Genomic DNA, 17,614 nt, shown 5'->3' with positions numbered 1-17,614 from the left:
ATTAGGAGACACGACATGCTTGACTATCTCATTGCTAGCTTACTGTTAGCCATTCCCATAACCCCTATGTTGACAGGGTTTTGGGCTGGTTGGACATTACAAAGTGACGAGCAAATCGCCAAAAAATCTCTCTCAACCATAGAATTCAGCCTGTGTGCTTTATTGATACTCGCGCTACTTGACCAAGCCTTCTTCGATACTAATATTCCTGCGCTTTTTCGCCTTGCCCCACTAACTTGGTTGATGCTTGTGCTAGTGCTCACCATTGGCTGGGTAGTGACACGATTTAGCCAACAATATATGAATGGAGAGCCTCGCATAGGCTACTTTTATCGCTGGTTGTTGATGACATTATCAGCCGTGTTAACGACGATTATGTCTAATAACCTGCTGCTGCTCTTTATTGGCTGGGTGTTGATCAGCCTGTCATTGCACCGTCTCTTAACATTCTATCCACATCGCCCTCGCACTCAGTTAGCAGCGCATAAAAAGTTCATTATCGCTCGCGTAGGAGAGTTAAGTCTTGCAGGCGCATTTTGGGCGCTTTATAGCTTAACTGGTAGCACCAATATCACAGATATACTCAATGTTCTGTCCGCTGAGTCTGCAAATGACAGCCCGCTCTTTTTACTCGCCACCTGCTTATTAGGCTTTACTGCATTTTTAAAATGCGCTCAGCTTCCTCTTCATGGCTGGCTTATACAAGTGGTTGATGCACCAACACCTGTCAGTGCCTTGCTGCATGCGGGGGTTATCAACCTAGGTGGCTACCTGCTGATTTTGTTTGCACCTATCATGCAGCACGCGCCGGCTGCAAACACCATATTATTGATAAGTGCCGGAATAAGTTTGGTACTGAGCGCGCTTATCATGCAAACTCGCGTTAGTGTGAAAGTACGTTTGGCTTGGTCAACAAGTTCACAAATGGGCTTTATGTTGGTTGAATGTGCGCTTGGTTTTTATGAATTAGCGCTACTGCACTTAATCGCGCACTCTTGCTATAAAGCACATGCGTTTTTGTTCTCTGGCAACGCAGTGCGACAACATCAAGCTAACTTACTTGCTGCTACCAACGAGCCGTCAACCGTCGAAGTTATTGCCAGTGGGCTCATTGTGGCCTTTTTAGTTGGCGCTGCGGTGCATGTCGTACATGGCTCACTAGCATTATGGACTTTGCTAGGTATTGCCATGACCTACTATCTTGCCAACGCAAGACCCAGCATAAAAGTTTATACAGCCGTACTGTGTAACATTGTTCTGATGGTGATATTTATCGCCGCATGGAAGTCATTTGCGCCGGGTTGGTTTATGTTGCCTAAGGTTGCCCCTCCTAGCCTCGTGCTAGAAGCGTTTCTATTTGTATTGGTGTCTGCGCTGACTTTCACTGCATATCGTTTGAATAATCAACGTGCACCACAGTCAAATTCTCAACTTCAGTATGCGCTATTTGCAGGGCTTTATCTTGATGAGTGGTTGACTCGCCTCACGCAGCGCATCTGGCCAGCAGATTTGGTTAAAGCATCGCAACACGCGTCACCCACTCGCGGTCACTAAGGAGCCAACGATGAACCTTGCACAAAATTCCATCTCATTAGCGACTGATAAGTCAAATGCTTTGCTAGACGCTTTAGCGCAGGTCAGCGATTCCGTAGCGCCTAGCTGGCCGCTCGATCAAATGATTGCGGTTAACCCATGTTGGCAAATGCGCGACAAACCCATCACACACGTCGCCGCAAAGCTTAAAACCACCAGCGATATTGATTTGCTGTTACCTTGTCGGCATTACATTGGGCAATTTAGAGATGGAGATATTTCTCGCCAAGCACTCGAGCAAGCACTGGCACAGAGCGATCGCTTTAAAAACTGTTCGATTGACGCCTTTGTCGCACAAAGCGAAAGCTTAGGGGAAATGACCAAACCGACATTGACCGTGGTTAAACAACTCGTGCTGACCAGTAGCCCGTTACAACTGAATATTTGCGATGAAATAAATTCCCATATTAGCCAATTCTGCGCTTGGTATTTTCAGCACCACGATAGCAAGCCAAACGGTAGTACTTCGGGACATTTGTATGAGCAATATCAGACGTTTACTAAGCAAGATCCTGGAATATCGCTGCTGCTCGATAAAAAGGGGCTACATAAAATGTATGCCAAATTGCCTACAGATATTCACGCCCTAATCCAAACCTGCGAGCAAGATTTTGCGCTTTCCATGCAAGCGTGGTCACATTATGCTCACAGTCTTTTGCGCCAACTCAATGGCTGGGCAAGTTGGATAGCCTATTTAAACTGGCAAGCCAATTTATATGGCAAACCCAGTGCCTGGCACCTTGACCTTATCGCCATAAAATTGGGCTGGGAATATGTATTGTTACAACACTTAAAATCAAGCAATGAAGCGCAATACCAGCACACTAAACAACAGTGGATGAGCGAACTTGCGCTAGTTGAACAACGTTTGTCTGTGACACAAACTTACCAAACACATCAGTTCGTATGGTGGCGCGCGAAGGAAATTGAATACCAAACAGATTTACGGGCACAACTTGGTGCTTCAACGGTCAATTCTGCCTCCCCTAACCCACCCCGGATGCAAGCGGTATTTTGTATCGATGTGCGCTCTGAAGTGCTGCGCCGTCATTTGGAACAACAAGATGAAGGAATTGAAACATTTGGCTTCGCTGGATTCTTTGGCCTGCCCATTGAGTTCAACCTAAAAGAAAGCCCACTCAAACGCCCACAATTACCCGGCCTCTTGGCTCCCGTGATCTCGGTATCTCCAATTGGTGATACACATGCGCTTGCATGCGGCCACAAAAAAGGACACTGGGAACAAGTGCACAAGCACCCCACCAGTTCACTGCCCATTGTTGAATCTGCGGGCTGGCTGTCGCTAGTAAAATTACTGAAAAAGTCACTTATGCCCAAAGCGACTAAAACCACATTATCGGATGCATCCAAGGCAAAGCAATGGTTGCTGGAACAAAATAACCAACCATTAACCACGGAGCAAAAAACCGATTTAGCTGAAAAAGTGTTGCACCTGATGGGGATCACACAATTTGCGCCTGAAGTACTGATGGTTGGGCATGCTAGCCACACTGAAAACAACCTACATGCGGCAAGTTTAGATTGTGGCGCATGTGGTGGGCAAAGCGGCGAAGTGAATGTGAGGGTATTGTGTTACTTATTAAATGACGAGAACATACGTGAAGCACTGCAACAACGTGGCATCAATATTCCCAATAGCTGTCAGTTCATTGCTGCACTACACAATACAACCAGCGATGAAGTGCGCTTTCTTGATGACGTATCCGATGAGGTTAGCCTATGGTTTTCAAAGGCGACCACACAGGCGCAGCAAGAGCGCGCTATCAGGGAGCATGAACAATCACCGGAGTCATTAACTCATTGGTCAAAACGCTTAGCCCGTAGACAGGTGGATTGGTCACAAACTCGACCAGAATGGGGCCTTGCCAATAATGCCGCCTTTATCATTGCACCGAGAACTCATACAAAGCATATCGACCTAGCCGGACGCGCCTTTTTACATAGCTATGACGAAACGCTTGACGAGGATGGCTCAACCCTCGAGCTATTGCTAACAGCCCCCATGCTAGTAACAAATTGGATCAATATGCAATACAACACCTCCGTTACCGATCCATTAAAATTCGGTAGTGGTAACAAGGTTCTGCACAATGCCGTTGGCGGCCACATCGGCGTATTTGAAGGTCAAGGGGGTGATTTGCGTATTGGTTTATCATTACAGTCCGTGCACAACGGTAAACGCTGGATGCATGAGCCCATGCGTTTAACGGTGATCGTGCATGCAAAACAAAACACCATACAATCCATCATCAACAAACATCCCGATGTAAAACACTTAATTGAAAATGGTTGGCTGTATTTATGGCAATGGTCTGACGCTGGTATGCATGAGTGGTGTGATGGTAGCTGGAAACGACTGCCATAGCTGTCGTTAACACAACAAAAAAATCTCAGACTTAGGCACTCATTCGGTTCCCGTACCGAGTGCCTATTCATAATCGCCATCAAGTAGTTTCGATTAATAGGACTCAATCAAATCTGTCAATCGCATATGTGACATGAGCGGACTTTCAACGCGTGCACCAGACACTTTGTTGGGTGGCGCCTTCGGCTTAACCAACCTACCTTTTAACGTAGGTCGGATAAGGCGCGCAGCGCCGCCATCCGACTAGAAGCAAACCGACTTGCCGCGTTTAATTTGAACTACCTGATTGATTTGTCGGACTCAAGCAACTCTGTCAGTTGCATATATACCAGCTGCTGACATTCATGTTTAACTTATTTCTGCTCCAAGATGAGTTAACGTAAATGTTTTAAAGGTCTGTTTTGAGCGAGAAGCCGACGTTAATAGAGAGCAAAGTTATGCTGCTTTTATAAAAAGTGCCTGATTTTGTCGTATAACATGAATACTCGCCGTTTTGGGGTAAGTGGAAAACATGAGTTTAACACTGTGTTACACACTTGTTTACAATGGCAATTATTGGTGGAATTATAAAGGTATGTAATATGAGCCGCTTTGGTGTGTTGTAAACTACCAAGTGGGACAGAATAAGCTGTTATACGAATAATTGACTTCAGGAGAAAGTAGTGTCAGATGCATTTAATTTGGCAGGCTTAGGCCCGTTATACAATGAGGCCTTCGAACGGGATGAAAAAACCCTTGCCTTTGAGGTGAAAAATGGTCGAGGTCGTTTTTTATTCTTGATGTTTTTTGATGAAAATGACACTGATACGAATGACCAACTTTTTGTTTATCTCCGTAATATTAGGTCTATGCTGCGGATTAAACTGTACGGAAACCACTCGAAAGGTCAATTTGATTTATATATCAAACCTTGGCAAGAAGAAAAGATTAAGAAAGAACTTGGGATAGAAAGCGGCGGGGTCTCCTCTCCATTTAATATCAAGGATTTTCTTAGTGGCCTGAATGCATCATTCCCTGCTTCGCTCCCATTAAGTGAGAAAATCGAAAATTTACGAAACAACTGGAAGGAGGTTAGGCCCGAATTGCCGAGTCGAATTGTCAGTGAAGAGGATAAAACGGTTTTGATCGGCGAGAAGAGAGTACCTAAAGGTTCTCCTCAAGAGAAAACGCTAAGAAAATTGTATATTCATACTGAAGGCAGTGCCAGCGATATATCTATGCTAATAAAATGCTTAAAAGCAGCTAATATGACAGTGGCATGGACCCAGGGTGAGAGCATACTTCGTTAACAACCATTAACCGAAGATAAGCTCTGCCCTAAATTCATCGTCAAAACTAGCCCGAACGCATTTACCACGTATCGAATCTTTACGGCCTGTGTGCTGTTTTACCAGATTGCGAACAACCCGTCTGAATAGCGCCATATTTTCCGCAGAAATCGGCTCACTTATCTGACAGGCATCTTCTTTAAACACCACGTCCAACACCCAGTGCTGTTGGTTCTCGATGTGCCAATGATGGCGGATGGCTTTTTGCAACATCTGCGCATCTGGCTCGACAGAAGTAACATAAAAGTGCGTATCTATTTTTGTTGTTGAGCCGGACTTGTTGTGTCTTTCAACCGCAACCAGTGAAGTGAGTCCAGGCCATTTTGCTTTTATCTCTTCAGGCAGTTTATCTGCTTTCAGTGCATAAGTGATGCGCGTTTCCTGACGCCCATGACCACTGCTGACTTGTACATCTTCAGGTAAATTCTCCTCTTGGGCAAAGGCAGTTTCAAAACACGAAGTGACTGCTTTATAGAGTGTTTTCTGGTTTGCTTTAACCTGAACCAGATAATCAGCCCCTCGTGAGGTAAGTTTTGATAGCGTCGCTTTTTGACAATGCAACGCATCCAATGTGACGATTGAATCTGAAATATCTAGTACATCCAATAGTACTCTGACTGCGGGAATTTCATTGGATTTATTCTCAACCGTGCGCTGGTATAAGGTTAGGCCGGACTCACAATCAAAGGCGGACACCAAGTGTAAGTTATCCTCACGTTTTTTACTGGCACCGCGCAAGGTTTTACCATCAAACGCAATGATTGGCTTATCAGATTGAGACCGTTGCTCGTTGACCCAACTGAACAAGGCCAAAACCAATGAATCAGTCTCCACTGTTTTAAGAATTCGTGCAATGCTATGTCGCGTTGGAATACCGTGTTTAAAGGCTCTGAACTGTCTGAGCCAAGGGAGTTTACTGTGCCCGAACACTTCAATATCTTTCCAGCCCTCACAACCGGATAAAACCGCCGAGATGATAAGAAACAAAACATCAGTAAGATCATGATGTTGATTGATAGAAGAACGCTTATCTTCAACAAGTTCAAGGTGGCTAAATAACGACATAATTAACAAGTAGATAGTGACAATGTGGGCGTTATTAGATCAGAAAAGAGGCGGGTGTTAAAGCCTTTTTACAAAGTGCGATCCCGCCGTGGGCATGGACCACAGAAGGTAGCGGTATTAGATCGGCAGAAATTAGAGAGTTAATTGGTAGGATTCGTTGAGTAATTATATAACAATCGCGTCAATTAGGACGCTAGCAGCGCGCCTATTACGCGGGTGTTATATTTTCTTCTTATTGGGTAGCATATGAAAATTTTATACAAATATTCATCTTACAGAAAAGGATATTTTGATAATCCAGTGTTGAGAATTACTCAAAGGTGCGCACTAAACGACCCATTTGAGAGTTTGCCACCAGCAGTGCAAGTGGAAAGTTTTATACAAAGTAATTTAGATAACGAAATTGAAATAAATAACTCCAATCATATTTCATTTACAGGTGATTTGGATGCTTATGGTGTCGTTTCTTTAAGTCAAACCTTTGATAACTTGTTGATGTGGAGTCACTATGGAGATCAACATTCAGGCTTCGTTATTGAGTTAGATCATCAAAAAATAGGTTTGAGAAATAGAGTGTTACATAGCTCATATTTAAGTGATGACAATGGGTTGGCTAAACCAGTAATATACTCAAATAACAGGTATGTAAATTGTTATGAGGTAAGTCATAAAGATGCCATTTTTATGAAGTCAGAACAATGGATGTATGAGAAAGAGTATAGAATTGCTGAAAGGTTAATGTTCGCTGATCAGATAAAAATTAAAAACTCAGCTATTGAGGGTTTTGACCGTTTTATAAATACAAATGAACCATATTTTAATTTTATCAAAGATTGTAATAACTATTATATTTTGGAGATTAATAATAACCACCCTACTTGGCTTAATTTTAAAAGTGAAACCTGTCTAAAAAATATTAAAAAGCACTTTTTAATGAATGCTTGCAATAAACTATCTAGATTGAGCGATTCTTTATTTTTGTATCAAATACCCAAGGAAGCAATTACTAAGATAATACTTGGCTGCAATATGAGTTCAGAAAATGAGCAGGAAATAATTACGTCGCTAAAAAATTATGAGCATAGTATCGAGCTTTTAAAAGCTCGACAGCACCCAAATAGATTTGAATTAGATATGGTGCCAATGAAAATATAACAAGCTGTTGTGAATCAATGGGGTCAACTGAATCAATGGGGTCAGAGTTGTTGATTTTAATAAAACTATTTAACGGCTGCTTCTGGCACGCCGCTGTCCTTAGTCTCTAACGCGTTTCTGTCCAAAAGTGAGTTAGAGCAATGTCGGTTAACCGCTTACTTTTGCAACGACGTTAAATCGGCGATTAAATCATCTAACTCTTCGAGTAAATGATTGCGTTGCTTATCGGTTAAGCTGTTGAACAATGCAACGGTAAGTTGATAGTCCAACTGGGCATTATGCGCATTGCGTTGATTTAGCTCATCTGGGCGAAACTTTTCTGGTGCAGTGAGTAATGCCAATAACGGTGTTTTAAGCCCCTCTTGACCAGCTAAATCGGTCAATACGTTTTGCAACTGGGCTTGATAGGTTAAACGGTATTCATACCACAGGTCGGCGGTACTTTGTAACTTGCTGTATTGCGCTTCAACCATGGCTTCTTGCTCATTGGTCAGTTTACCTAGCCACCTTTTCAGCTGCTTCTTGTTGCGCTTCACCCATCGCTGCTGCTTTTTCTCTGCCGATAACTTGGCGCGTTGTTCTGCCCCTTCATCTTCTTGCTGCTTGAGCGACTCAAAGAGCTGGTTCACCTGTTCAGGTTTCAGCATAGGCGCCATGGCTGCCAAGTCGGGTGCTATTTTATCTCTAAAACTTAACCAATGTGAGAACGCTTTTTCGCGGTGATATGCCACCCGTTCAAGGGTGATTTGATTTGTTTGTATATCTGTTTTTAATTCATTGAGATGACTAATGTAATTGCTCAGCTCTTGCGTTCTGTGCCAAGTTAACCACTGTTGTAGGTGTGCATCAAACCGCTTTTCTTGCTCATCCGTCAACTCAATGTAATCATCTAAATACCAATAAACGAGCCAATCCGCGTTGCGATAAGCAAACTTGGTTGAACATCCGGTCATTGCCAGTAGTGCGATCAGGATTATTATTTTTCTCATTGTGGTTCCTATTCGATCTTTGAATACTTATTCTATACGTCTCCTTGCCGATTGAAGATTAAGAAAGTGTCTGAAATTGTTTCAAAATAAATCACAATGTAATTCACGACTTATTTTGCAAAAGTGCGTTTAGTTCCACCATGCTTGGCATAGTGTCATATTGCACACCGTTATCAGCAATGCAGTCCCACTGGGCTTTTGAATCTACATAAAGGTGCGCGACGACCGCGCTGCTGCCTACCTCATCAAGTAAACCGGCAGGCACCCACACTTGTACACCATTTTCCATTAGGTGCGGCACCGTACTGCCACACGTTTTGCAAAAGTCGGAGCGATACCCTGAAGGTAGTTTAAAAGAGCTGATGTTGTTTTGCCCAGCTCGCCAAGAAAACTGCTGCGCATTGAGAAATGTTGCGCTGTCGGATGCGGATCCCGATAATTTTCTACACAACGAGCAATGACATTGATAAAGGTTGGGTAACTCACCACTAATTTCAAACTCAACTGCCCCACATAAACACTGCCCACTGAGCATATACTCTCTCCTTAATTAAATACGCGCCCCTATTTAAGCGCCCTTTATGGTGTAATGTCGAGTCACATTCGCCGTGACTCTTCCCCACTCAGAATTTTTAACTCGGTTTTGATGAAGTTCGAATGCTTGCTTGTCGCTAAATTCTTCGTACACATCAAACCGCAAAGCCTGATGGGCATTTTGCGTCACTTCAAACACCAAACAGCCTGGTTCATTTCGCGTTAGGTTAATATGCGTGTCCAGCACCAACTTTACCGTTTCAAGCTCATCTTCGGGGACAAGAATATAACCCTCGAGCGCAACTAAACTCATCACCACTTCTCCAAAACGAATTAATCAAACTCTTGTAATGCAGCCAAAGCCAATTGTGCTTTATCTTGCTGTATAAAAATATGGTCATGAAAATACCCAGCAACAACATTTGCGCTAAGCCCTTTTTCCGCCAATTTATTCGAAAATGCCGCCGTTAGCCCAACCGCATCCAAGCTTGAATGTACCTCTAATGTAATACAGTTAAACACTGAATCATATCTAAAAGCAAACTGATCAGCCTTGGTCTTGGGGACGATAAGGGTCATGCCTTCTTGCTCTAAATACATACCAATTGGTTCTAGTTCTGTGCCGTCGCCATACCGCCCGTTAGCAAGGGTAATAAAAACGTACTCACCATCCAATAATTTTGGCTGCATTGACTTGAGTAATACGTTTAAATTGGTTTCTCCTGACATGAAAAGTCCTCCTAATTAATGATTGAGCTTTAAGCCAACTATACCTATTAAGATGATGGATAAAAAAACAGCTCTTGTGCGCTTATAGTTTTACCAAGCAACCCATAGTGAATCACCATTACACAAAGAGTACCCGCCTCGAGCCAAATAATATAAGCGAGGGTTGTCGGAATGTCTTTGAGTGATAGAGAAAACAAATATAGGCTAATGGCCATTGAAGCAATCGCCAACAAAACATAGTGGCCGTTTGAAAAGGCTGCAGATTTATCCAAAGCAACTCACAATAGCGCTTCAAAAACACCTGCAACTAGTAAGTAAAACCAAGACATATTCACTCCATCTGTGGGGCCGTCCCCGAATGAGATAGAGCGGTGAGGTCGTCCTCACTTCATTGAAATGAAGTGCAAGGTTAAATGACCAAAAACAAGGTGTCAACAAGCCGAACTTTCAAACATTAATGAGAGTAAGTAAGCACCTAAAACAAGGACAAGTTGTACACGATTTGCTATCATGGCAAAAACTTATTCATTCGAAGCGCCGTATTAAAAATGTTAAATAAATCTTTGCCCCTCGCCCTACTTTTTATCAGCACAATAGCGAACGCTGCATTTCAGCCCGCTGAACTTGCTAAAAATAAGAACTCGACACTTTTGTCGGATGCCAAGAACGGTACTCGTTCAGAAGCGTGGGTCAAAGCGGATTTTATGGTTGATGCTCAAGGTCAACCTACACAGCTTATGTTTGAGACATCCAACCCCGATTATTATTCAGATGCCGAGTCGTACTTGAAACAACTAAGCTACACACCTGCTCAGCTAGATGGCAAAACTCAATCCAGTGCAGCCCATTTTACGGTTAAATTCAATAAAGTGATGGCTGGGGTGAGCAACGATAGCCTGTCTTCAACATACGCTAAGTATTTTGATCAAACTAAAAAGCTCGTGGTTAACGCACAACCACAAGCAAAGCAAGCGCTTGCTGATTTAGCAGAGGATCACACTAAAAATCTCACCGAAAGAGCTTATACGGCATGGCTCTACAGCGTGTACTATTCAAGTGTAAAAGACTGGTACCAATACGGTATTTATGTTGATGAAGCGGCACTCCTGTTTGAGCATTTAACACCCGATTTGGCGCTTATGGCATTGCAAAATTTGATGAATTTACAGGTGTATAATTTACATTTTGCGGACGCAAAAAAAACGCTACTTCAAATGAGTCAGATAAAATACAAAAGTTTATCTCAACAAACGGTTGATCAATTCACGCAGCAATTAGAGCAACTCATGCAAGAGAACCCAAGTATTGAGATTAACGCACGGTTAGTTGGTCACAGAACATGGCGTCATACAGTAAATCGCAACACCATTGCGCTGGCTACAACGCAAGGTAAAGTGAGCGCAGCCACTTTGTACTGCCAAAATGGTTACCACCTTTTCAAACAGCAAACGATTTCTTCGTTTACCGTACCAACTCATTACGGTGAGTGTTACCTTGCCGTACAAGGTGACGCTAACACCCATATCAAATATACCGAAAGCGGAGATTCTCGTTTTGGTATGACACTCTAAGTGTTCAATACATAGGCGCTCAACACTCAAAGAAGAGCGCCCTCTTAAACTCATACTTGAGTTTATATGTTGGCTCTGCACCTACAAACGCATAAAAGAAACAAACGCTTGTGCCGTTTGTTTAGGACTCTCAATCATAGGTAAATGACCAATATTGGGCATGATCACCACCCGAGCCTGTGCAATATTTTTGCTTAAGACTTGCGCACCAGAGACATGTAAAGCCCTGTCGTTATCTCCCCACATTACTAGCACCGGCGCATTAAACGTACCAAGCGCATCCTCTAAAGGCAGTTCCGGTTGCACTCGACCATTTTTAATATAATGAATTTGTTCAAACACCTTTTTATTGATGGGGTTTGCTTTCACTGCTTGCGCAGCAAGGTGCTCAACAACAGCTTTGGGCATATAAGGCGGTTCAACAAACAAAAACTCAAACAGTGCTTTAAATTCTTGCTCGTTACGTGGCAACACCATGGCGTTTTCACCCTTAACTACACGCGCAAACATCTCACTCGTTTGCCCACCGGCAACACCAAATGGATTAAGTAACCATAATGCATCAACTTGCTGCGGGTATTGCGCAGCAAAATGTCCAGCTACATAACCCCCCATCGAGTTACCTGCCAACACAAAATGTTCAAGCTGCAGCGCATCCACAAACTGTTTTAGCCGCTCTACTTGTGAGCTGACATCATAATCCGCTTCCATTGGCTTACTGCTATTTCCAAAGCCAGGCAAATCCAACGCAATCACATCGTAGCTATCGGTTAGATAAGGTGCTATACGATTCCAATTTTCCTTATTGCCACCCAAGCCGTGCAGTAGTATCAAGGTCGTACCTTCTCCACCGCGCTGATACTCAATATCAAAACCATTAATTTGAGTTTGTTGTACTTCAAGACCTGCTATCGTTCGTTCAAGATTAACGATTAAATTGAATAGTTTTTCAGTCGGGGTCAGTGCATATGCAATGTATAAAACTGAGGCCAAAACAACTAAAGCCATGCCCATTTTTTTAATCATAGTTCGCGTTCCTTGTTTCATGTTTAATCACGATTGCGCCAAGCAATGAAGCGAGTAACCAAAAACTATGAAACCTGCAACTTCGATATCCCGAAATCAGGCCATTTAAGCCATGGCGACAAACAACCTACATCGCCCGCATAATATACAAATTAAATTTACAACTTAGCAACCAAAAATAAACACCAAAAACGCGAGTGCACAACGCCAAGACGACTATTTCTAAACATGTGGACACAATAATCATCTATCGTACCCTCCGAAGAGATATGCTCTGCCTGCCATTTTGCACTTGTCAAAATATATGAATCCCTCTATTGTGGCCCGTTGAAAAATAGCAACTTAATTACCACACTCAAGGGAGTTTATATGCGCATCTTGATAGTCGGAGCTGGAATAGCCGGTTGTAGTTTATATCGACGCCTCAAAGAACACACTATTGAAGCCGACATAATAGAAAAAGAAAGCATATTAACAAGTGAAGGTGCCGCTATTTGCTTACCCGCCAACGCGATGTTGGAACTACAAAAATTGGGCCTCAGTGAGCAAATCAAAGAACATGCACATCAAGTCAACGAGATTGAATATGCATTAGCAAATGGTACAACTTTAGCAAAAGCTTCTCTGCACGAGCCGCCACTTAACAAGGCCCCGTTTGTATCATTGAAACGAGACTCGCTGATGAAGGTACTAAGACAAGACATTGAACACGCTATTCAACTTGGCACATGGCTCACCGATTTAACACACACCTCCTCTCATACACAGGTCACATTTAATAACGGTCAGCAAAAAGACTATGACTTAGTCGTTGCTGCCGACGGCATTAATTCTCAAGTTCGCTCTTTTGTGCAGCCCAATACACCATTAATTAAGCCATCGGTTACAAACTGGCGCTTTATCACAACAAAACCTGAAGCGAGCACTGAGCCTGTCTATTACGTTGGCAACGATGCACTATTTATGATTTATCCAATGAGTAATAATGAAGTGTATTGCTATGGTCATATCATTGATAAGTCAGGTAAGTACTATGCAATGTCGCCCAAAAGCGCAATTACACAAGTGTTCTCTAATTACGCACCGCCTGTGTTGCAATGCATTAATACCCTGACCGATGACACACACATTGTCACCGGAGAGCTAAAAAGTGTTGCCTGTACAAACCCTGTTTTTGGCAATGTCGTGTTAATAGGTGATGCGCTGCACGGTTGCCCACCAAGCTTGCAACAAGGCGCTGGCATGGCTTTAGAAGATGTTGATTGTTTGACGAATTTAATCACCAGCGGAGATGATATTCCAAGCATACTAGCGCAATTTAAAAACAAGCGTGAAGAGAGAGTTACTTGGACCGTAAACGAATCAAATAAAATCATTAAACTGGCTAGTTTAGGCCAGACTTTTTTAGGGCGCATTCTACGCAATACTATCATTCGCAACAAAGGACCTGCTAACGTTGTTGGGTGGCGTAAGTTACTGAGTTAAAGAATGAAGTTAGGTGTTATTGGTTTCCCCACAAACACCTACCTCAAATTTTTCGCAGCTCTGTTGCAACCTTGTTCGCTATTAAGCGCGACGTACTTTGAGCACCATCAGCGCGCTGAAGAACAAAATAACAACGCTGATAACTAAAACCAGTATCGCTATCTTGTCGATATCCGCTTTAGGTTTTGCTGGTACTTCGTAACTATCACCAAAGGACAAATTTAATGCTGAGCCAATTGGAAAGCGCATTACTTTACCCTCGCGAGTGCCAAATTCCGCAGAAGTAATTTTAACAACCCCTTCTTGCGCACTAGTTGTCGCTTTAAACTTAACACGTGCAATACGGCCATTACCTGCTACTTCACTGGCAGGCGCAACTTGGCTAACCACATATTCTATGTTGCCCATATTGGGGTCGGCAAAGTTTCTCAATGTGAACAACGTTTCATTCTTGAAAAAATTACCACTCTCAATTTGTACCCCTTCTTTTTTATCGTCTTGATCCAGCACTTCAGTCGCCTTAAAGTCGTACTCCATCTTAAGCTCTACACTATAAAGTTTTGGCAATCCCTCAACTAACACATCAACATAAAACTCACTGCCAGATTTGATTTGCGTACTGGGTGTAGACAGATACACACGCGCTTCTTGCGCCTGAGTAGGCAAAACATAGAAAAGTAATAAAGAAAAAAGAAAGGTAATATTTTTCATAACGTTATTTATACCAATAAAATAAAAAAGGCTCTAATACAGCGTGCATAGAGCCTATTATTAACCACTAAAAATTACCAGCTTTGTATGCCCGATTTACCGTAATTACGACCTAAAATGGTTAAATCTTGAAATTTGCACCAGCCAAGCAAAACAAACGGGATGAAGATACAAAATACACATTAGATAAACTCAAGCTTATAATGCATTAACGGTGAACTCTCCCTTGTCGTATAATTCATGTTATACATTACCCAAGCCACTTCAACGTGAGATGATATGGACAAACTTGAATTCATCCCAAAAAATGAATGCGCACCAAAGCACATCAGGGCCAGTTTATCCAATTTAACGAATATTGTGCTTAGTTATCAACAAGATGAACTAAGCGAGCAAACCGTATTAGAGGCGTTAAACGCGTTAAAAAACACCGAGTACTATCAAGGCTCAGCAAAAAGCTTTGCGACTATGCTATGCATCGACTTAGACGCTGCGTGCTATTTTTGGGAAGAGCCATGGCGCTTTACGCTATGCTGGCCAAGCATCGTTAAACTGATACCGCGTTTAGACTCTTAGGCGAGACAAACAGAAATTGTACTAAGTGTTGTGCGTTGTGTTGTGCGTTTTCTTTTTCCTTGGGAACAGTTTTAACCAAAACGCCGCTTCAAACGCAAAACCCAGCAGAATAAATACAAAAGCCCCTGTTTGCCCACCATGGCTATAACAGGCCAATGCCGCAGCCAGCAGAGCGAGAAGAATTAAGTAGCGATATAATGTTTTCATGTTTTACGACTCCGACGCTTTACACACGTTACAATCAAAATGTTTCTATTTAACTATATTGATAGCAAACAAAGCAGGAGCATGTCTAACGCTACAATGTTACTTAATGTGTATTTTGTGCTTCTATGCGGAGCCGTTGCTCAAATTTCTTTCTATTCTCTTTCGATATAGCAGCGCATATCGGTGAACAAAGGCGCTGCGACAATGGCTACAGAGTTTAAACCTTAGGCCTGAGCTTCTCTATCACTTGCGCATCGACCCAGAATATATCGGTATTATCGGACGTGCCCATATTTCGATCACAGAACAAGTACTTTCCATCTGGCGTTACCTTGGCACCATACTCAGAAAGTGGTGTATTAATTTCATCGCCCAATTTTATGGCTTCACCCCACGCACCATCTTTTTGCCGAAAGCTGATAAATATATCCGCGTTGCGTACCGGGCTATTTCGTTGTCCATCCCATATGATGTATGACTCGTCAGGCGCAATAAAAGGATGTGCGTTATATTCCCCCGTGTTGATGTTTTTACTCAAAGGTGTTGGCGCTTCACGTTTGCCATCAATTAAGCGTGATGACCTGAGCAGGCCCACACCATTTTTCGCTTCATCGAACACGTAAGTGCCTTGCTTCGATACTGTTAAGCTCATGATGCGTATATCAGAAAATGGCGACTCAAGACTTTTTATCTGTGACCAACCCGTTTGTGTACGAGATTGATAATGCTTGCCCAAGTGCATAGTTTGCCCATCCGGTGAGATAAAGGGCTGCCCAATTCGCTCAGACACAACACGCTCATGCCACGTGTTCTCGCTGAGTGTAAATACCACAAATTCTTGCTTGAAGCCGTTGGCTTGCTTAACTGCCCTTATGAAATAGAACTCCGTTAAATCTGGCGAAAACGAGCCCCCATCTCCCATCCTTGCGTTGATACAAAACCTGGCGCAAATGGTTGAGGCACAAGTCCTGGAGGCGTTTGACCATGGTAAGGCCCGCGCAGCATTGAATGTTTATTATTGCCATAACTGACCGAATTCGTACCTAATGCAATCAATAAGGATTTTTTGTCTTTCCCAGATAGCGCTTGATTTAAAAGGTGATATTGGATGGCGTTTACGTTAGAGAACCAGCCATCGCATTACTTGACGTCATGATGACTTTTCGCTGATTTTACCTTGTGCTACAACAAATGGGCATGTTGTAAAAAATATAACGAATTGAATGAAAAGAATAAAAAATAAAAAAGGGCTTGCAAGGCCCTTTTTAAGAAATGCTTGGTTCTAGCCTAATGAGCGGCTTGTGATAAGTTTTTTACAAACTCATCCAGTTCATTCCAAGCTGATTTGGCTACTTCCAAATCAAGCTGCTCTAGAATAATCAATACATCTTCATTGGCGGCTTGGTTAAGCGCATCGATTACCGCTGTGAACTTTTGCTTCACCACTTCCCACTGCTCTAGCACTAAGCTGAATACCTCTTGCACATTGACATTTTCCGTTTGTAGTCCAGTAAATACATCTTGGAGCTGTGCTATTTGAATACACTGTTGATGCGCATCATTGTATTGTGACATAAGTTGCTTTTGTTTATTTTTTAAATCACTGATCTCTTTTTCAATAACTGCAATTGCGATGGGCCCTGCAAGCCACATATAGCTGAGTGATTTCTGCTTTGAGCTTATTTGACTGTTGATGCTGTCAATTTGTGCTTTGAGCGACTTTTCATTGGTTTGGCTATCATTCAGGTAACGCTGAATATCTGCATTGGAGTTATTCAGGCTTTTTTGGTCTTGTTCCAACGATTCATTAAATGCCACCAGTTGCTGTTGAATACTATCAAGCTCACTGACTTGCTGCTCGACTACGCCCAATAACCCGTTAAGTTCATGGCTTAACGCATCTCTTTGTTGCTGTGTTGGTTCACCTTGTTGCTGACGGATTTGTTCCATCGTTGCAATCATCGTATCCGCCGCTTGATTAAATGCCGGTGTTATCTCAATGACCTGATTGGGGAAGGTTTGAACAACTTTCGGGCCTAAATCATTGAGCCAAGTTTTAGCGTGGCTTTGTACTTGATTTAAAACCTGACTCAGCTCTTGATAAAGCGCACTGGGTATAAAGTTTGGGTTTAATTCAATAGCCAAAGCACGAGAGGCATACAAGCTCACTTGGCTTGCGGCGCTCATGGTATTATTGATGGCCTGTTGACTTGCCTTAGTATCAGGCATTAAGGAGAGATGGCTATAATCTGGCATTTT

The 17,614-nt window shown here is 42.7% G+C and carries 18 protein-coding genes; 7 read left to right on the top strand and 11 right to left on the bottom strand.

The genetic code is table 11. The annotated features are described in order from the left end of the window. Positions 1-15 precede the first annotated feature (15 nt). From AC5FX4_RS08100 to AC5FX4_RS08090, 3 genes are all read left to right on the top strand, one after another. Positions 16-1,554, top strand: a complete 1,539-nt coding sequence (locus AC5FX4_RS08100) for an NADH-quinone oxidoreductase subunit L (protein WP_493605930.1) — start codon at positions 16-18, stop codon at positions 1,552-1,554. A 10-nt stretch (positions 1,555-1,564) separates the two neighbouring features. Next, entirely contained in the window at positions 1,565-3,979 is a 2,415-nt protein-coding gene (locus tag AC5FX4_RS08095; protein WP_493605929.1) for a YbcC family protein, read from the top strand. A 662-nt stretch (positions 3,980-4,641) separates the two neighbouring features. Then, positions 4,642-5,268: a hypothetical protein gene (locus AC5FX4_RS08090; protein WP_493605928.1), complete on the top strand. Its 627-nt coding sequence runs from the start codon at positions 4,642-4,644 to the stop codon at positions 5,266-5,268. 6 nt (positions 5,269-5,274) lie between these two features. Here the strand turns inward: AC5FX4_RS08090 and AC5FX4_RS08085 are convergent, their stop codons facing one another. Further along, a complete protein-coding gene (locus AC5FX4_RS08085; RefSeq protein ID WP_493605927.1) occupies positions 5,275-6,372 on the bottom strand; it encodes an ISAs1 family transposase in 1,098 nt (365 codons plus the stop codon). A 246-nt stretch (positions 6,373-6,618) separates the two neighbouring features. Between AC5FX4_RS08085 and AC5FX4_RS08080 the strand changes: the two genes are divergently transcribed. Then, positions 6,619-7,527 carry a DUF2971 domain-containing protein gene (locus AC5FX4_RS08080; protein WP_493605926.1) on the top strand — a complete coding sequence of 303 codons (909 nt, stop codon included), beginning with the start codon at positions 6,619-6,621 and terminating at the stop codon, positions 7,525-7,527. A gap of 155 nt (positions 7,528-7,682) precedes the next feature. Here AC5FX4_RS08080 and AC5FX4_RS08075 read toward each other — a convergent pair whose 3' ends face one another. From AC5FX4_RS08075 to AC5FX4_RS08055, 5 genes are all read right to left on the bottom strand, one after another. Further along, positions 7,683-8,516 carry a DUF6279 family lipoprotein gene (locus AC5FX4_RS08075; protein ID WP_493605925.1) on the bottom strand — a complete coding sequence of 278 codons (834 nt, stop codon included), beginning with the start codon at positions 8,514-8,516 and terminating at the stop codon, positions 7,683-7,685. A 103-nt stretch (positions 8,517-8,619) separates the two neighbouring features. Beyond that, positions 8,620-9,051 (bottom strand): GFA family protein, encoded by a 432-nt coding sequence (locus tag AC5FX4_RS08070; RefSeq protein WP_493605924.1) that lies wholly within the window; start codon positions 9,049-9,051, stop codon positions 8,620-8,622. Between the two features lie 33 nt (positions 9,052-9,084). Then, the gene (locus AC5FX4_RS08065) at positions 9,085-9,363 is read right to left on the bottom strand and encodes a putative quinol monooxygenase (protein ID WP_493605923.1); all 279 of its coding nucleotides are present in this window, start codon (positions 9,361-9,363) and stop codon (positions 9,085-9,087) included. A gap of 20 nt (positions 9,364-9,383) precedes the next feature. Continuing rightward, the gene (locus AC5FX4_RS08060; protein WP_493605922.1) at positions 9,384-9,779 is read right to left on the bottom strand and encodes an ACT domain-containing protein; all 396 of its coding nucleotides are present in this window, start codon (positions 9,777-9,779) and stop codon (positions 9,384-9,386) included. Positions 9,780-9,826: 47 nt separating this feature from the next. Further along, entirely contained in the window at positions 9,827-10,051 is a 225-nt protein-coding gene (locus AC5FX4_RS08055) for an SMR family transporter (RefSeq protein ID WP_493605921.1), read from the bottom strand. Positions 10,052-10,327: 276 nt separating this feature from the next. On the opposite strand from AC5FX4_RS08055, the gene AC5FX4_RS08050 reads away from it, so the two are divergent. After that, on the top strand, positions 10,328-11,350 hold the full coding sequence (locus tag AC5FX4_RS08050; RefSeq protein ID WP_493605920.1) for a hypothetical protein: 1,023 nt from the start codon (positions 10,328-10,330) through the stop codon (positions 11,348-11,350). An 81-nt stretch (positions 11,351-11,431) separates the two neighbouring features. Here AC5FX4_RS08050 and AC5FX4_RS08045 read toward each other — a convergent pair whose 3' ends face one another. Then, positions 11,432-12,376 (bottom strand): alpha/beta fold hydrolase, encoded by a 945-nt coding sequence (locus AC5FX4_RS08045; protein WP_493605919.1) that lies wholly within the window; start codon positions 12,374-12,376, stop codon positions 11,432-11,434. 369 nt (positions 12,377-12,745) lie between these two features. Between AC5FX4_RS08045 and AC5FX4_RS08040 the strand changes: the two genes are divergently transcribed. Beyond that, positions 12,746-13,861, top strand: a complete 1,116-nt coding sequence (locus AC5FX4_RS08040; protein WP_493605918.1) for an FAD-dependent monooxygenase — start codon at positions 12,746-12,748, stop codon at positions 13,859-13,861. Between the two features lie 81 nt (positions 13,862-13,942). Here the strand turns inward: AC5FX4_RS08040 and AC5FX4_RS08035 are convergent, their stop codons facing one another. Then, positions 13,943-14,572, bottom strand: a complete 630-nt coding sequence (locus tag AC5FX4_RS08035) for a cohesin domain-containing protein (RefSeq protein WP_493605917.1) — start codon at positions 14,570-14,572, stop codon at positions 13,943-13,945. Between the two features lie 279 nt (positions 14,573-14,851). Between AC5FX4_RS08035 and AC5FX4_RS08030 the strand changes: the two genes are divergently transcribed. Beyond that, the gene (locus AC5FX4_RS08030; protein ID WP_493605916.1) at positions 14,852-15,148 is read left to right on the top strand and encodes a hypothetical protein; all 297 of its coding nucleotides are present in this window, start codon (positions 14,852-14,854) and stop codon (positions 15,146-15,148) included. Between the two features lie 21 nt (positions 15,149-15,169). Here AC5FX4_RS08030 and AC5FX4_RS08025 read toward each other — a convergent pair whose 3' ends face one another. The 3 genes from AC5FX4_RS08025 to AC5FX4_RS08015 form a co-directional block, all read right to left on the bottom strand. Then, positions 15,170-15,355 carry a hypothetical protein gene (locus AC5FX4_RS08025; protein ID WP_493605915.1) on the bottom strand — a complete coding sequence of 62 codons (186 nt, stop codon included), beginning with the start codon at positions 15,353-15,355 and terminating at the stop codon, positions 15,170-15,172. Positions 15,356-15,572: 217 nt separating this feature from the next. Beyond that, positions 15,573-16,277, bottom strand: coding sequence for a TolB-like translocation protein (locus AC5FX4_RS08020; RefSeq protein WP_493605914.1), 705 nt, complete (start codon positions 16,275-16,277; stop codon positions 15,573-15,575). A 365-nt stretch (positions 16,278-16,642) separates the two neighbouring features. Beyond that, positions 16,643-17,611, bottom strand: coding sequence for an HBL/NHE enterotoxin family protein (locus tag AC5FX4_RS08015; protein WP_493605913.1), 969 nt, complete (start codon positions 17,609-17,611; stop codon positions 16,643-16,645). Positions 17,612-17,614 lie beyond the last annotated feature (3 nt).

It is taken from the genome of Pseudoalteromonas sp. ATL1 (genome assembly GCF_058933015.1).
Note: the sequence above shows the minus strand (reverse complement) of the source record. Positions and strands in the feature narration are given on the sequence as shown.

Excerpts from the sequence above, each read along its gene's own strand:
- AC5FX4_RS08100 (WP_493605930.1), top strand. The coding sequence starts at position 16 with ATGCTTGACTATCTCATTGCTAGCTTACTGTTAGCCATTCCCATAACC.
- AC5FX4_RS08095 (WP_493605929.1), top strand. The coding sequence starts at position 1,565 with ATGAACCTTGCACAAAATTCCATCTCATTAGCGACTGATAAGTCAAAT.
- AC5FX4_RS08085 (WP_493605927.1), bottom strand. The coding sequence starts at position 6,372 with ATGTCGTTATTTAGCCACCTTGAACTTGTTGAAGATAAGCGTTCTTCT.
- AC5FX4_RS08080 (WP_493605926.1), top strand. The coding sequence starts at position 6,619 with ATGAAAATTTTATACAAATATTCATCTTACAGAAAAGGATATTTTGAT.
- AC5FX4_RS08075 (WP_493605925.1), bottom strand. The coding sequence starts at position 8,516 with ATGAGAAAAATAATAATCCTGATCGCACTACTGGCAATGACCGGATGT.
- AC5FX4_RS08070 (WP_493605924.1), bottom strand. The coding sequence starts at position 9,051 with ATGCTCAGTGGGCAGTGTTTATGTGGGGCAGTTGAGTTTGAAATTAGT.
- AC5FX4_RS08065 (WP_493605923.1), bottom strand. The coding sequence starts at position 9,363 with ATGAGTTTAGTTGCGCTCGAGGGTTATATTCTTGTCCCCGAAGATGAG.
- AC5FX4_RS08060 (WP_493605922.1), bottom strand. The coding sequence starts at position 9,779 with ATGTCAGGAGAAACCAATTTAAACGTATTACTCAAGTCAATGCAGCCA.
- AC5FX4_RS08050 (WP_493605920.1), top strand. The coding sequence starts at position 10,328 with ATGTTAAATAAATCTTTGCCCCTCGCCCTACTTTTTATCAGCACAATA.
- AC5FX4_RS08045 (WP_493605919.1), bottom strand. The coding sequence starts at position 12,376 with ATGATTAAAAAAATGGGCATGGCTTTAGTTGTTTTGGCCTCAGTTTTA.
- AC5FX4_RS08040 (WP_493605918.1), top strand. The coding sequence starts at position 12,746 with ATGCGCATCTTGATAGTCGGAGCTGGAATAGCCGGTTGTAGTTTATAT.
- AC5FX4_RS08035 (WP_493605917.1), bottom strand. The coding sequence starts at position 14,572 with ATGAAAAATATTACCTTTCTTTTTTCTTTATTACTTTTCTATGTTTTG.
- AC5FX4_RS08030 (WP_493605916.1), top strand. The coding sequence starts at position 14,852 with ATGGACAAACTTGAATTCATCCCAAAAAATGAATGCGCACCAAAGCAC.
- AC5FX4_RS08025 (WP_493605915.1), bottom strand. The coding sequence starts at position 15,355 with ATGAAAACATTATATCGCTACTTAATTCTTCTCGCTCTGCTGGCTGCG.
- AC5FX4_RS08020 (WP_493605914.1), bottom strand. The coding sequence starts at position 16,277 with ATGGGAGATGGGGGCTCGTTTTCGCCAGATTTAACGGAGTTCTATTTC.
- AC5FX4_RS08015 (WP_493605913.1), bottom strand. The coding sequence starts at position 17,611 with ATGCCAGATTATAGCCATCTCTCCTTAATGCCTGATACTAAGGCAAGT.